Consider the following 15,920-nt stretch of genomic DNA (forward strand, 5'->3'; position numbering starts at 1 on the left):
CACAACATTGCCCAGTATGCCCGTGTCTGTAAGGAGTTGTCATGACACATCCCCTGAGTTTAAATGCGTTTTTCAATGCGTTGTTTGTCGAGCACCCACACACGCGGGTGATAAAAGGTCAGCCTGACCACGCCTGTTTCCCGTGTGAACAGGGAGAATTATTGTTACCGCTCACCTACACCTCAGCAACCGGCCGTCATCGTTATCAAGGTGACATACTGTGGCGCGGTAGCGACGGTGAAACTATCCCTACAACCTTTGCCGATGCGGTTTGCCGTATCGCGCAATCAGTGCCTAAGGTCAGTGGCGAGCGTCTCGACCGCTTTGCATCACGTGTTAGCCAGTCTGACACCTATGTGCAACGGGCAGAGGCACATTGGCAACACAGGTTCGCCGACCGCTGGCCTCAGCGTTTTATCGAATCGGAGCAGTCTCTGACCGGCGGACATAGCATGCACCCTGCCCCCAAGAGCAATGAACCACTGACGCCTGAACAGCAAGAAGCGTATCTACCCGAATTTGCGCAGTCATTTGCGATTGAATGGTTTGCGGTTGCGCCGGGGCAATGGACAGGTGAAGGGGTTAACCATGATGTACTCGACACCTTGCAATCCTTGTTTGTCGATAGCGTGGGCTTAACCCATGCGGCCAATTTGCCGCAAGGCTGGCTTCCCTTGCCCATGCATCCTTTACAAGCGCAAGCATGGCGTGACAGTGATGACGCATGTGCACTTAAAAACAGCGTGATTGATTTAGCCTTGACCAGTAGCGGCTGGCTGGCCACCTCATCGTCACGCGCCATCTATCATCCCGACCATCCGTGGATGTTAAAAGTCTCTCTGCCTGTCAAGCTCACTAACTCGGTACGGCTATTAACCGCCACCGAAGCCAAGCGTGGTACCTTACTAAGTAAAATGCTCAACGCAGCCCCCGGACAAACGCTGCAGCAGCGAGCCCCCACGACAACCTTTATCGAAGAGCCAGTCTGGTGCACCATTTTATCCGCGCAAGGTGAGCCTTTAGCACTGCCTGTAGTGAGCTTGCGCGACAATATATTCGCCCACCAAGCCGATCAAGATGTCCACCTGCTCGCCAGTATCAACCAGCCACATGGGCAAGGCAGCCAAATTGGCGCACTGATCGCGCAAGCCGCACAACATCATCAATGGACACAGCACGACGCCGCACATCATTGGTTAGCCGCCTTCTTGGACCATATTCTGTATCCCTTGTGTTTGGCACGCAGCGATTATGGCATCTTGTTACTGGCCCACCAGCAAAACGTCTTGCTGCGTACCGCGCACGGTTTGCCTAACGCCATGATGTACAGAGACTGCCAAGGTATTTGGGTCACCGACCCTGCCCCTACGCTGTTCCCCGATGCATTCAGTGAAGGGTTACCCAGCTGTTACGTCACAGCCGACAAGGTTGACCCATATCTGAGTTACTATCTGATTGGTAATACGCTAATCAATACACTTTCCACGATCAGCGAAGCTACCGGTGTCACGGAGCAACGTTTGTGGCAGCTCTGCCGTCAAGCTTTCGCAACGTGGCGAGCGAGCCACCCTGTGGATAGCCGCCTGTATGACTATCTTCTCGACTCGCCGACCCTACACTGGAAACGGAACTTTAACACCTTTCTCGCCGATCACAACGAAGCGACACTGGCCGACCCAAGCCAAATATACACCGATATCGATAACCCATTTTATGGTGATAACGCACTGGGCTCATGGGTATTTAAACCGGTCAATCTTGATCGCACCGTGGGACTTCGCAGCCACTTGCTCGACGCGTCTTATCACCTCATCGACGTGATGGAGCATGGTCAAGCCAAAGCGACCTTCGTACTGCACCAACCGGACAATGAGACCGCGACACTAACCACGCGCTATTGCAATGATGAATCACTCTGGTGGTCGGCCGTTGAACACGCCTTTTATCAGCATCAGTGCCAAGCACTGCATGCCAGTGATTACCCTCACGCTCTGCAATCAGTCGTCTCCCCCGGCACTCCACTGACGCTGTCGCAGTTTAAACAGCACTGCCCGATTTGGCACCAAGCTCAGGCCCCCTCCAATGAGGGATACCAAACCGCAGACAACGGCTTAACCCACCCAACGCGGCCTGAAAAGCCACAAGGTGTGTTCTATCGTCGCTACTTTTATCACCTCAAACGCACCCTGACGCTGCGTCCGGTAGAAACAGAACGTGATCTTGCATGCTTTCACGCATGGCATAACCATCCGGATATTGCCCCGATTTGGGAATTAGAGGGCTCGCTCGACTTTCATCGCCAATATCTGCAAAAGGTGCACCATGACGCACACCTTATCCCCGTGATTGGCGAGTTTGATGGACAGCCTTTCGGCTACTTTGAAATTTATTGGGTCGCCGAAGACCGGCTCGGGCCTTACTACGATGTCGATGCTTTCGATCGTGGTATCCATATGCTGGTCGGCAATCCTCACTTTTTGGGACGTCAGTTTTTTAGTACTTGGGCGCAATCGCTCATCCACTACTGCTTTTTGGCCGAACCTCGCACCTTAAATGTGATGGGAGAGCCGAACGCGGCAAATTGGCGTGTGGTACGTATTAGTCGTGGCGTAGGCATGAAAAAACAAAAAGAATTCGATTTCCCGCATAAGCGCGCCGCACTGTTGCAATGTGAGCGTAACGATTTTTTCGCACATTATGCGCAATAAGGATGCAGTGATGACAAGGCATTACTCTGTTTTAGGTGTCGGGCTTGGCCCCTTTAATCTTAGTGCGGCGGCACTGCTGGCTCCCCACACTCAAACGATTTCAAGTTTGTTTGTTGAGCAAAAGCCACGCTTTGCATGGCATCCTGGGTTATTACTGGATGATGCCAAAATGCAAACCTCGTACCTGAAAGACATGGTAACGGCGGTTGATCCAACCAGCCCTTATACCTTTATTAATTATCTGGTTAAAACCAAAAAATTCTATCCTTTTACGGCGCGGGGCGAACAGACGGTCTCGCGTTTAGAATTTTCAGATTATATGGCTTGGGTGGCTCACCAGCTTCCCAATACCCAATTCGACACCCCCGTCATTAACATTACGCCACACGGCTCAGGCTTCGCGGTGAATACGCCACACGGACAATTGACCTGTGATCATTTGATCCTTGGTACTGGTACCCACCCGTTTATGCCTGACTGTGCTGCGCCGTTTGTGGGTGATCAGGTCTTTCATGCCAGCGAACTGGCACTTCGACAACCGGACTTGAAGGGTAAAAAAGTTGCCATTGTTGGTGGTGGCCAAACTGGTGCCGATGTCTTCCAGCACCTCTTTGATGGTGAATTTGGCAAAGTCGCGCATATTGATTGGATATCTCGCCGCCCTAACCTACAAGGGTTGGATGAGAACCCGTTTACTGATCAGTACTTTATGCCTGATTATGCAGAGCAGTTTCACGGTCTCGACCCCAAGGTCAAACACACTCAGCTGGCACAACAAAAGCTGGCCAGTGATGGGATCACCGAGAATTGCTTACAAGGGCTATATCAGCGCCTCTATCATGACAAATATGTACGCCGGTCACCGCTGTGGTGGCGACTGCTTCCAGGACAAACACTCACGGGTATGCAATCGCATCCATCCGGTTACCAGTTAACCACAACGGCAACGTTGACCGGTGACTCAGCGACAGTCGATGCAGACGTGGTTATCTTGTGTACCGGCTTTTCTCGTGCCCTGCCTCAGTGTCTCGATACCCTGCGCGATTGTCTCGATCTCGATGACAAAGATCGGCCAAGTGTGAATGCGCACTACCGAGTAAAGATGCGTGAAGGCTACGTGCAATCGTTGTATATGATGAATGTCGGCACGCATTGTCATGGCATTATTGAGCCGCAATTGAGTCTTGCGGCATGGCGAGCCGCCACCATTATCAATGCGATTAACGGTACACCACTGTACGATATTGCCCATCACCACGGCCTACTTGATTGGACACTGGCGGCGTCCACCTCTTCCACAGCTAAAATGCAAAAAGTAGCAGGTTGGTAATGGCCCACGCACAAACACAAGCGGCGAGACAAACCGCAAGGTGGCAACCGATCACTTTGACCTTGATTGCGGCTTTGATGGGCATCGGTCAGAACGGACTCTTGGTCTCGCTCCCCCTACTGGTGGCGCAAGGTGGCTTTTCACTGTCGACATGGGCAGTGATTATTGCTGTAGGGAGCGTGTTGTTTCTCCCCGCCGCGCCATTTTGGGGACGGATCAGCGACCAATATGGTCCCAAGTTTGTGGTCCTGCAAGCGCTAATCGGCATGGCGACTAGCTTTGCGTTATTGCTCGCTGCAACAGTGGGCGCGCAAAGCAGCGCTATCCAATGGCCTTGGTTAGCGCTCGCAGTACTGGCACGGGTGATCTACGGCTTAACGGTTGCAGGGATGGTGCCTGCCAATCAGCATTGGGCCGTGTTACTCGCCGGTGAGGCGCGTCGTATGCAAGCGATCACCTCCATCAGTATTGGCTTAAGCCTCGGCCGATTAGCTGGCCCGTTGATTGCCTCGGCCGTATTATTGATCAGCCCCTACGCGTCACTGACGCTGATGCTATTACTGCCACTATTAGGCGCAATCGCTATCAGTATGATGCCTCACTGCGCGGATAAGAAGGACGAACCTCATTCATCCGCCCATCTATGGCTCGCGCCAAAAGCCATTTGGCCCTACATGGGTTACGGTCTTGCCGTATGTGCAGCGATTGCTCTGTTGCAATACAATCTCACCCCCATGCTCAATCACCTCACCGAATGGTCCGCCGATAAAGTTAGCCAAGCCATCGGCTATTTGCTGACGTTAAGCGGTATCGCCACCTTAGCCGTACAAGTGTTAGTGGTAAAAAGACAGCGTCTGAGCACCGAGCGTATGCTAAGCCTTGGCGCAATCAGTATGGTGATAGGTTATGCCTTGCTATTAGTGCCACATTTTGCGGCGTTAGTGATGGCAATGGTGGTGATATCTGGCGCCTGTGCACTCCTGATTCCCGCCTATACCAGCCAAGCGATGCAACGGCTCGACCATGAACCGGGAAGAGTCAGTGGTTATATCGCCATGGCGCACACACTGGGTTATGGGTTCGCCTCCTTGTTAGCAACGCTCACGTTAAATTATCCGCCGTTGCCAACTTTCACCTGCATTATGCTTTCTTGCGCCGTCATCATTGGGGTACTGACTATCAAACCCTCACCTCCCACTTTGTCTCGTTAGCCACCTGAAAATTTCATCATTTCGAAAGATGACTGCCACTTTTCTCGCCCTCGTATGCAAACATCAAGTTGTCATCGAGGGCGAGCAATGTGGCCTGAGTTCAGAAAGAAAAAAACGGTTCGTAGGTTACAACCTGATTTCATTAACTTAATCACACAGGATTGCATGGCAAGGATAGATACAGGTAACTACACTGTCTAATAGTTCGTCAGTTACTGGGTGAGGGATGATCAGATGAAACAAATTTTACTGTCATTATTGCTAAGCATTGCCGTTATTGGCAATGTTCAAGCGAGAGACATTACCTTTGGTATCGTGCCACAACAATCTGCTATTACACTGGCCAACAACTGGGGCCCGATTTTAGAATACGTCTCTCAACAATCAGGGTACAACCTTGTCTTTCGTACTGCCAAAGACATTCCCGAATTCGAAGGACGTGTACTCACCGGTGAATATGATGTCGCGTACATGAATCCTTATCACTACACGGTTTTCCATCAAAAACCCGGCTACCAAGCGTTTGCGAAGCAAAAAGATAAGCGGATTCACGGTATTTTAGTCGTCAAGAAAGACACGTCCATTACCTCCCTTGAGGAGCTAGATGGCAAGCGCTTAGCGTTTCCCTCACCAGCGGCATTCGCAGCCAGTGTAGTGCCTCGCGCGGCGCTGAAAAATCAAGGCATAAACATTACACCGCAATATGTCTCGTCTCATGACTCCGTTTATTTAAACGTTGCGCGAGATTTCTTTATTGCTGGTGGTGGCATTGAACGGACGTTTAATAATACCGATCCCGAGGTTAGCAAACAGTTGCGAGTATTATGGAAAACCCCCGGCTATACGCCTCATGCGTTCGCATTTCATCCTGACCTTGACCCTCAAGTCGCCGATGCGATTAAAGCGGCCTTTCTCTCCCTCAATAACAGTGAAAAAGGCCAAACGCTGCTGGGAAATATCAGTTTTAAAGGGATAGAGCCAGCGCAGAACGAGGATTGGGACGATGTAAGAGCGTTAAACATTACGCTGTTGCAACACTTGCTGAGTGACTAGCCCATGTCCTTACGATTAAAGACCATCTTAGGTGTCGCCCTGATTGAGGCGATCCTGTTGGCGATTCTGCTGACATTGACTCTCAACTATTTAGAAACCACCAACTATCAAGGGCTCAACCAACGTGCCAGTTCAACAACCCAGTTATTCGCTTCCACGGTAAAAAATGCGGTGTTATCGTTCGATCTCGCCACTGTTGACTCCTTTACTCAAGAGCTACTCCATAACAGCGATATTATGTATGTCGCGGTTTTAGGCGATAACGGAAGCATCCTATCATCAGCCGGGGACCTTCCTGATTCTCTCACTACAGACATTCTTGAGATGAATGCACAGTCCGTTACGGATGGACTATATGATGTACGCGCGAGTATTTCCGAGTCGAATATTGAATTTGGCTCGGTCTGGATTGGATTTGACATGACGGGTCTGCTTGGCCAGATACAAGATGCCAAAAACTGGAGCATGCTCATTGTGCTAGGCGAGATGCTATTGGTGGCCTTATTCTCTTATCTGTTGGGGAACTACCTCACTCAGCGCTTATCAGAACTTAAAAATGCTGCCGATACCATCGCCAGTGGCGAGCGAGACGTACGCATTTCAACCCACGGGAAGGATGAACTGGCCAGTGTGGCCGCTGCGTTTAGTAATATGATTACAGCATTACGTGAGTCCGAGAATAAAACCGCGACCTACCAAAAACGGCTAGAAGAAGCCAACCAGACACTAGAAAGCAAGGTGGCGCGACGCACGGCCGATTTAGTGCGGTCCAATGACCAACTCCGTGAGATAAACCATCAACTCAAACAAACGCAAGAAAAGCTGGTCGAAAGCGAGAAAATGGCCTCAATTGGGACCATGGCGGCAGGAGTTGCCCATGAAATCAATAACCCCATCGGCGCAGTGAAAAGTAACCTAAAAATATGCCAAGAATATCTTGGCACCTACCAAAAGTGGACTGAGATTGCCGAGCAGGTTGTTCACCAATCAGAGCAGCTTGAAACCCTCACTCATTGGAAAAATCGCCACTATGTCGATGACCTTTATGATGATTTTAATGATAGCCTTGCCGATGCCAACGACTGTGTGCAACGCGTAGTCAATATTGTTTCCGCCTTACAACAGTACTCCAGCTATAACCAACAAACACGCCAACACTTTCAAGGCGTTGAGATTTTTACGGTGATTGATGAGGCGCTGAACACTCTATCACCGCCGACTAATATCAAGATATCGATTGCCGCTAGCGTGTATCAACTCCCCCGAGTTATGGGACGCTATGATGAGCTGGTAATGCTGTTTAAAGAAGTGATCAAAAATGCACAGCAAGCCTGTGATCGCGGTACTCCAGACGTTGCACACAGTATTGATATAGAGGGTGAAGACAATGGTGAATCGTGCACCATCACCGTGAAAGACTCGGGGCCTGGGTTACCGCATGATCAGAGTCATCGTGTTTACGACCCTTTCTTTACCACCTTGCCGGTTGGACAAGGCATGGGGCTCGGGTTAACTTATGTCTACGACATTGTCCGCCATCACCAAGGCGATATACAACTCACCTCATCAGTCCACGGCACCACAGCCGCTATCACCCTACTCCGACACAAAAGTGATGCTATCGCAAATCATGCCTCATGATGACAGTCTTCCTCGTTAATAAGGCGTCTCTTGTGCTTTAAAGTTAGCTAAAAACTCAAGGAGTTTATCTCCGCTGAGCGGTGCGCCAATTCCATAACCTTGTACTCGCGTACACCCCTTTTCTCTCAAAAAGTCGATTTGGTTTTGATTCTGTACCCACTCAGCGACCACCTCGACGTTCATCAGCCGCGCACTCTGACCCACTGAAGTCAGGATCACTTCATCCATCTCACTCTGACCAATATTACGAACAAAGCGGCCATCTATTTTTATCACATCAAAGGGGAGGTCGCACATGGACTCAAACCCCGCAAAACCAGTCCCAAAGTCATCTAGCGCACAGGAGATCCCGAGGGATTTCAAACGTTCCATTTGCTGGCGCGTTAATGAAAAGTCATCAATCCGGTCAGTTTCTACCAACTCGACTTCAAGGTGTGCAATCTCATCGGGGTAGTGCGGCGAAAGGTGCTGGATAACATCAACCACAAACCCAGTCTCTAATTGTTTTGCAGTGACATTAACACTCACCGTTTTCGCGTAACCCGCCTGACGTAGTCGCCCAATCGCTTCCAGTGCTTGCTCAAACATCGAGGTGGTTAGTACATTTTCAAGTCGATATTGACTCAATAACGGCAAAAACTCCGCAGGGCTTTGGTAGTGTCCCGATGCGAGTCGACGCCTCACTAGCGCTTCAAAACCATCTATTTCATTGGTTACAATATTTAACTGAGGTTGAAAGAATGCCTCGAAGTGCTTGGCCTCAATATCATGAATCAAGGCGCGTAACGATGCGTCGTCTTGATGTTCTTCAGGGCAAGGTAGCCAATAGAGCGCATCATAAAGTGGTATTTTTTCTGCTTTACGCGCCTGAACTGTATCAAAAGACAATTCCTGCCAAGAGCGAAGGGCACTGATCATTAATTGTGTCGACAGGCCTTTCTCTTCTGCGGCGTGCAAACTTTCAATCAGTTCGCTTAACAACCGGTGGCCTTCTGATGAATACTCAAATAGAGCAATAAATTTGTCGGCGATCCGATACCATTTAAATACCTCCAACTCATGCAAGTGTTCACTCACCCTTTGCAGACGTTGATTCCCCACCATCACCGACTCGGTTTCATTAAGATTACTCGTGCCTTGGTTATCAACAATCGCCACCAACCACGGTGTTTTTGCATCCACCCCCATACCTTGAATTTTCTCGTTGAGCGCCTCTTTTGAAAAGCAAGCCGTCAGTGTGTCGTTGGGCAAAGACGCGTGTTTATGGGTCAAAATGGTTTTCACCGTGTCACACAACACGTCGCGGTCCCATGGTTTGCTCACATACTGGCTCAACGCACCAGTATTAATCGCTCGAGAAACGCCCGGTAGATCGGCTTGCCCGGACAACATAATGGTCGCGATATCGGGATAACGTTGGTGAATACTAATCAGTAACTCTGCACCGTCCATATTCGGCATGCGGTAATCGGAAATCACAAGACCAATTTGATGTTTGGTTAAAATATCGAGCGCCTGCTGCCCCGACTCTGCGGTATGAATATGCGCCACAAAACGACGTAACTCTCGCTTTAATGCGCGCAAAATATGTGGCTCATCATCAACCAGTAAGATTTCCGTGTACGCCATCATGCGCTTTAGTCTCCTCTTATACCTTCTGCATCAGACGGGGCAATTTCGTCGGCGCAGCCATCGGAACAAGGCAGCACGATAGTAAACGTGGTTCCTTTTCCCTGCTCACTTTCTACTGTTATCTGGCCACCATGTGCAGCGATAATATCGCGTGACACCGACAACCCAAGCCCGGTTCCCTGCCCCACAGGCTTGGTGGTATAAAACGGCTCAAAAATCGTCGTCAGCACTTCATCAGGGATCCCGAGACCGGTATCTTTAATTTTTATCATTAAGTGCTCAACATCGAGAGGCGCAACATCGATGTTTATTTTCCCTTCGCCCTCAATCGCTTGAGCGGCATTAATCAACAGATTGAGAAAAACCTGATTCAATTGCATAGGCTGACAAAGGATATCAGGTGTCTGAGGCGAGTAGTTTCTCTCTATTTCAATCGCATACTTAATTTCGTTGTGGATAATCTTCAGTGTCGAGTCGATACCGCGACGAACATCGGTTAAAACCCATTCGCTATTATCAGCACGGGAAAACTCTTTGAGATCTTTGACAATCGTCATCACTCGCGTGACCCCTTCTAACGACTCTTCAATCAGCTCACTAGCATCCTCGAGTAAATAGCTCAATTGGAGCTTATCTTTTAGCGCCTGCCTATCAGCGACTAACACCTTGTTCTCACTCGCATCAATCTTTTCATCCAACTGATGGACATAAGCGGAAAATTTCTCTAGATAGTCGTACAAGGTGCGGATATTGGAAGAAATAAAAGCGATAGGGTTATTGATTTCATGGGCAATTCCCGCCGATATTTGCCCAATCGACGCCATTTTCTCAGACTGAAGTAGTTGCCCTTGAAGCTGCTTAAGCTCTGACACTACTTCTTGATAGGCGTCCGAGCTTCGTTTGAATCGCTGACTCTCAGAAATACTAGGGCGTGTGTCTTGCTTAGAGGCCGCCAACGCTGTGGGTCGGTAAAAACAAATCGCAACCTGTGTTACCACACCACACGCTGACGGGATGGGAAGAAACTCGGTATCTTGCCAATTATGAGCGACGTCGCTACCCACTTCCACAAATGTATCAATGATGACAGAGCCGGAGGACTGTAAGGGCGTTTGCGTCGAGAAGACCGAATCGATGTTTTGCTGTAAAAATTGACGGTGGTCAGGAAAGCATGCCAATAGTGAGCGTCCAACCACTGTACCTGGTTTTGCTGCTAAGCGAGCAAAGAAGCACGCGTTTGCACTCTCAATGGTGTACTCATGATCGACGATGCATATCGCTATTGCCAGTTGATTAAACAATGCTAGTGACATATCGCTATTCTTCACGTTTTCCCTCCCTATTCACCGGACAGGAAAAAACAAACAACGATTTCGTATATTACTCGCCAACACACTCAGATCGTCTCCTGGTAGGATTGAGTAAAAAAAGCACCAATATTCGCCGACCAAGACTGTAAAAGTTTCGCTTTCTCGATATCGTTCGCGTGAATCCACTGCCGGCAGTAATGCAATAGCGCGCCATCCTTGGTTCGCTCACTTTCAGGGGATAACGGAATGGCGCCGCTTGCCAACACAATCTCTGCAAGCTCAAAATCATAGCCCCATAAGATAACGATATAGCTGGACACAATGAGCGCGGTATCAAAGCGAGTGGGTAAATCACAAATGGGATTATTACCACTTTCCCGACAACCTAGCTCTCGTGCCATTAACTCTCCCAACGATGACAAGACAGATGCCAGATATAAGCGCTCAGCATGCGCTTTGTCGTGCCCTAAAAAGACACCCAGTGATTTGCTTAGATTAGCCAGTTCGATATGTTCGTCGACCACTTCATAGTGCTCCTTGGTGGACAAGTGCTTAAAGGCATTATGTCCCACCATAGTGGCAGCAATTGACTCGACCGATTGAATGCCCAGCCGATTAATCGCTGTTTCTATTGACCAAGTCCGGTTTCGAAAGCCCAAATAAGCAGAATTAGCAAGCTGTAAAAGTCGGGCAACTAGGGGAGGCTCTTCGCTGACCACTCGTGCAATTTGTTCCATGTCTGAATGGGGATCATTAATCGTGGCACGTAAACGGCGCACGCAGTCAGGCAAGACGGGAAAATCCTCAATACCGACTAACCGGTTACGCGTTTCAGCATCAATCGGCAACTTATAGAGGCGCTCAACACTATTAAGCACATTATCAAAGTCATCTTCAGAGAAGGGTTTGGGTAGGACGAAGTGCACACTAGGCGTCGCGAGTTCGGTAATTTTTTGGCGCGTATCCCCTGTTATCAGGGCACGTATCGTACCAGGAAAGCGCGCTCGAACCTGCTCTAATAACGCATCCCCCTTTAGCTTGGGCATCAGTAGATCACTGATCACCAGAGAAGGGGACTGATCATCTAACAGGCCTTTCTCCCAATGGGTAGGATTCTTAATCAAGCTGATAGCCCAACTCGGTTTCAAGCGGCGAATCACCCGACCAATCGCCTTTAATGTGAGCGCGTCATCGTCAACGTAGATGACATGGAAACGCGGCCTACTCATGCTTCCCTCGTATTCTCATCGTTGTCCTCAAACGACCTAGCGCTATCGTTAGGCAGTCAGTGAGAGAGTAATCAACGCTGCGGCTTATCTCAGTGGAACCTTATCCAAGGTGAGATACCCAGCAATCCTTTCAGTAAGCGTAGTCCAAAATCCCAGACTGTCTTGGCATACGGGAAGAAATTAGCGGTGTCTGGATAACGTTAATAGGGGGAGGGAGGGAGGGAGGGAGGGAGGGAGGGAAAGCGGGCTCAACATGCTTGAGCCCTGTAACAATGCACTCTATCAAGCGCTGAAATTACTCAAATTCAAACTGTACCATGACTGGATAGTGGTCAGAGAGTTCATGGTAGTAACCATCATGATAGGTTTGTCCAGCCGCTTGCGGCCACTCGCCTTCAAGGTAGTCCCAATACCAGTCATCGTTGGCGGTCAATTGCACCACCTTCATCTCAGGTTGATTGGCAGGCACTGCATGGTCACGGCTCCACAAAATATAATCTAGCGTCGTGTTGTAGTTAAGGTCATATTCAAAGTGATACGCGTTCGCTTTCGTGAACCAATTATGCTTGGCGGAAAAAGACGTTACCTCAGGCTCGGTGAACCGCAATGCGCCATTTAATACCGCTTTCATGTCTTTAATTTCATCCTGGCGGCTCCACTCCACGTTCATATCACCACCAATAATCACAGGCTCGTCAGCGGAAATCGCTGCCTGGTCGATAAAATGTTTGATTTCTCCCAGCTGACCCAGACGAACTTGATGCTCTTCGTCAGACATCCCATCATGTGTGGCTTGTAAATGGGTACCAATCAGGTGAAAAATCTCACCGTTTTTATCTATCTTGGCATATGCAAAGCCTTTGTTAGCCTGATAGTCCCAGCTGCCCTTTAAACTGTGATTATAAATATGAGCCTTTTGAGTCAAGATGGGATACTTAGATAGGATAGTCACGCCGCCTCGCACCACAAACAACGAATTAGAACAATCCCCAGTGAGGGCGTCCCAACCTTCCCCGCTGCAGTCTTGCCCAACATTGGGAGTTTGATAAGGGTACAAACTTGCAAGCTGATTCATCGCTTGCTCGGCCTCAGCATTGAAGGCTTCACTGATCAGAATCACATCCGGTTGAGTGTCCATATCAGAGATGGCTTGCGGCAAACGGGCCGCTCGCTCTGCCTGATCCCAATCCTGAAGGTTACTCAGCTGCATAATGTTATACGCCATGACATTGAGCTGACCCGCATGCGCACTGAGACTAAGCAGCAACGCAGCTGCCGTTGAGAGCAGTTTATTGATTTTCATGTTTCCTCTTTTCGTTTTGCTTTCTAATTGTTTTAGGTGTTTCGCCCACCAAAAGATTAGAAGCCTAACGAAAATGGCGTGAGCCGCCCCAGGATTTGTTTACTTTTTCTGATATTTTTGTAACTAAGCTCACGTTCCTTGTATTACGTCATTAATGCGTCACTAAGTAAGTTTGCGAGGTAAAGGTGTGTTTTCTCAACATGGTCGCGAGCTCATGCTGCCTGACCGGTTTGGCAATATAATCATCCATACCCGCGGCTAAACACGCTTCCTTGTCTTCCGTTGTCGCATTGGCGGTCAGTGCAATAATGGGGGTTCGATTAAAGCGCGATTCTTGTGCCCGAATGTGTTCAGCGGCTTGGTAACCGTCCATCACAGGCATCTGACAATCCATGAAAATCGCGTCAAAAGGTTGGCTTTTCCACAGTTCCAGCGCCTGCTCACCATCGGCAGCCGAGCGAACATGTATCCCTAGTTGGGTCAACATCGCCTCAGTCACTCGTTGATTAACTTTGGAATCTTCCACGACCAAGACATGCAATCCAGCCAGCGATGTGCCTTTTCCGGTAGATCGTACGACCCCCAGTGTCGGTTGGCGCTGTTGTAAGATGCGCACCAAATGCGCTTTTAAGTCATTAAATTGGTAGGGACGGCCTAAGTAATCCTCTATGCCTGAGCGTTCAATCCGCGGCTTATCCAATGCATCGGGCGCCGCCGTTAACATCATAATCGCAGGGCTTTTATCTCCAAACGTGGTAATGATTTGTTCAGCCAAGCGAAAACCGTCCATTTTGGGCATCACTTTATCGAGTAAAATCACTTTAAATGGATAGTGGCTATCAAGGCGTTCGCGAATTAAAGGAATCACGTCATCCGGGTGCATGCAGCATGTGACTTGGCAACCAAGGTTGCTCAATTGTGCCGTGGTGATGCGCATGTTTAAACGACTATCGTCTACCAATAACATCGGGGCGCCCGCGAAAAGATACGCCTCAACTGGCGTGGCTAAAGGAATATCTGCACAATCAAAACGCGCGGTGAAGGTAAACACACTGCCCACATTCACTTCACTGTTAAGGGTAATTCGCCCCCCCATTAAATTGACAATTTGCTGTGAGATGGCGAGCCCAAGCCCGGTACCTCGGGCGGTTGCTGTTAAGGAGTCACCTTGTTCGAACTTACCAAAAATACGGCTTTGTTCTTCAACGGGAATGCCTGGCCCGGTATCACTCACTTCAAAACGAAGCACACTGGCCGTATCCTCGTCACTCACCTGCTTGATAGAGACAACCACTTCCCCACGCTCAGTAAACTTGATTGCATTACCCACCAAATTAATCATCACTTGGCGTAATCGAGGTGCATCACCGATCAACAAAGGGGAAATATCAGCATCTATTTCGCAGCGAAAAGCGAGCTGCTTTTCCTTCGCTCGGAGAATGAACAGATTCTCAAGATCTTTCCCCAACTCAAATATATTGAGCTCTAATGGTTCCAGTTCTAACTTACCTGCTTCAATTTTAGAGAAGTCGAGGATGTCGTTAATGATATCTAATAACGACATCGACGATGTTTCCAACATCTCGACAAACTCTTGTTGCTCGTTGTTTAAGCGAGTGCTTTTTAACAGCGAGGCCATCCCAATAATGCCGTTCATTGGAGTACGGATTTCATGGCTCATGTTGGCCAAAAACTCACTTTTCTTTTGGCTAGCCTTTTCAGCGTCGTGCTTCGCGTCCTCCAACTGAGCTAGTTGTTGCCCTAGCGCCGTGATCATAGCGTTATAACGCGTTTCAAAACCTCGCCAATGATGGAATTGGGGGGGGACCTGAATCGGCGTGGGTACGCCATTATCCCACTGGTTGACCTGCTGGTGTAGCGCCACTAACGGCCTTTCTAAGTGGCGACGCGCAATCCATATCGAGCTTAAGATCCCCAATCCTGAAATAGCCAACCATCCAAGAAAAACCCACTGGGCACTATCACCAAAGTAGGCATTTAACGCCGTATAATTTGACGCCACCTCAAGTTGCCCAAGGGTATACTCGTTCCCCTCGTCTCTTGCAATTAACGACCAACGCTTTTGCAACGATTGTGCAGCAGGCTCCACGCCACGCTCAATTAACGAGCCATCGGCATCATACACATGGATATAATCAATCTCAGGTTGGGCGATGAGCTGCTCTATCCGTTGCTCAAACGCTTGCGTTTCCACACGCCATAGATGTCCAGTCATTGCACTGAGATCTCTGTTGCCCACCTCTTGCAAGGCGCGATCGACATCTGCTTTATGCGTTTGGTAATCGCCCAGCAGGAGAAGCGCCGCAAATAACGCAGTCAGTACGGTCCAGCTTAAGGCTAGCTTGGTAATGATTCCCGCAGAAAGAGAGGGGCGAGTCAGGGGGCTGCCTACCTTCATAATCACCTTTTATCGAAAAAGCTTCTCTGCTAATCATAGAGTCTAATCTTATTTTGGGCGAGAAATGTCCTAGTTAGTGGGCGA

At 49.2% G+C, this 15,920-nt stretch carries 10 protein-coding genes; 5 read left to right on the forward strand and 5 right to left on the reverse strand.

All coding sequences use genetic code 11. The features are described 5' to 3' along the window. Positions 1-41 precede the first annotated feature (41 nt). The 5 genes from EHW58_RS01910 to EHW58_RS01930 all read left to right on the forward strand — a co-directional run bounded on the left by EHW58_RS01910 (position 42) and on the right by EHW58_RS01930 (position 7,943). Positions 42-2,708, forward strand: coding sequence for a GNAT family N-acetyltransferase (locus EHW58_RS01910; RefSeq protein WP_152794317.1), 2,667 nt, complete (start codon positions 42-44; stop codon positions 2,706-2,708). 10 nt (positions 2,709-2,718) lie between these two features. Then, positions 2,719-4,038, forward strand: coding sequence for a lysine N(6)-hydroxylase/L-ornithine N(5)-oxygenase family protein (locus EHW58_RS01915; protein ID WP_227486428.1), 1,320 nt, complete (start codon positions 2,719-2,721; stop codon positions 4,036-4,038). Beyond that, a complete protein-coding gene (locus EHW58_RS01920) occupies positions 4,038-5,249 on the forward strand; it encodes an MFS transporter (protein ID WP_152794321.1) in 1,212 nt (403 codons plus the stop codon). The genes EHW58_RS01915 and EHW58_RS01920 overlap by 1 nt, the downstream gene beginning before the upstream one ends. Before the next feature lie 234 nt (positions 5,250-5,483). After that, a complete protein-coding gene (locus EHW58_RS01925; RefSeq protein WP_152794324.1) occupies positions 5,484-6,302 on the forward strand; it encodes a phosphate/phosphite/phosphonate ABC transporter substrate-binding protein in 819 nt (272 codons plus the stop codon). A gap of 3 nt (positions 6,303-6,305) precedes the next feature. Then, positions 6,306-7,943, forward strand: a complete 1,638-nt coding sequence (locus tag EHW58_RS01930; protein WP_152794326.1) for a sensor histidine kinase — start codon at positions 6,306-6,308, stop codon at positions 7,941-7,943. Positions 7,944-7,958: 15 nt separating this feature from the next. Here the strand turns inward: EHW58_RS01930 and EHW58_RS01935 are convergent, their stop codons facing one another. From EHW58_RS01935 to EHW58_RS01955, 5 genes are all read right to left on the reverse strand, one after another. Then, positions 7,959-9,575, reverse strand: a complete 1,617-nt coding sequence (locus EHW58_RS01935) for an EAL domain-containing protein (RefSeq protein WP_152794328.1) — start codon at positions 9,573-9,575, stop codon at positions 7,959-7,961. A 5-nt stretch (positions 9,576-9,580) separates the two neighbouring features. Continuing rightward, positions 9,581-10,903, reverse strand: a complete 1,323-nt coding sequence (locus tag EHW58_RS01940) for a sensor histidine kinase (RefSeq protein ID WP_370517122.1) — start codon at positions 10,901-10,903, stop codon at positions 9,581-9,583. Between the two features lie 68 nt (positions 10,904-10,971). Continuing rightward, positions 10,972-12,114, reverse strand: a complete 1,143-nt coding sequence (locus EHW58_RS01945; RefSeq protein ID WP_152794331.1) for an HDOD domain-containing protein — start codon at positions 12,112-12,114, stop codon at positions 10,972-10,974. Positions 12,115-12,409: 295 nt separating this feature from the next. Further along, complete coding sequence (locus tag EHW58_RS01950) at positions 12,410-13,417, reverse strand: sphingomyelin phosphodiesterase (RefSeq protein WP_152794333.1); 1,008 nt, start codon at positions 13,415-13,417, stop codon at positions 12,410-12,412. A gap of 151 nt (positions 13,418-13,568) precedes the next feature. Then, positions 13,569-15,836: a response regulator gene (locus tag EHW58_RS01955; RefSeq protein ID WP_152794335.1), complete on the reverse strand. Its 2,268-nt coding sequence runs from the start codon at positions 15,834-15,836 to the stop codon at positions 13,569-13,571. Positions 15,837-15,920: the final 84 nt, after the last annotated feature.

It is taken from the genome of Salinivibrio sp. VYel1, from assembly GCF_009377945.1.
In the GTDB taxonomy this organism is placed as follows: Bacteria; Pseudomonadota; Gammaproteobacteria; order Enterobacterales; family Vibrionaceae; genus Salinivibrio; species Salinivibrio siamensis.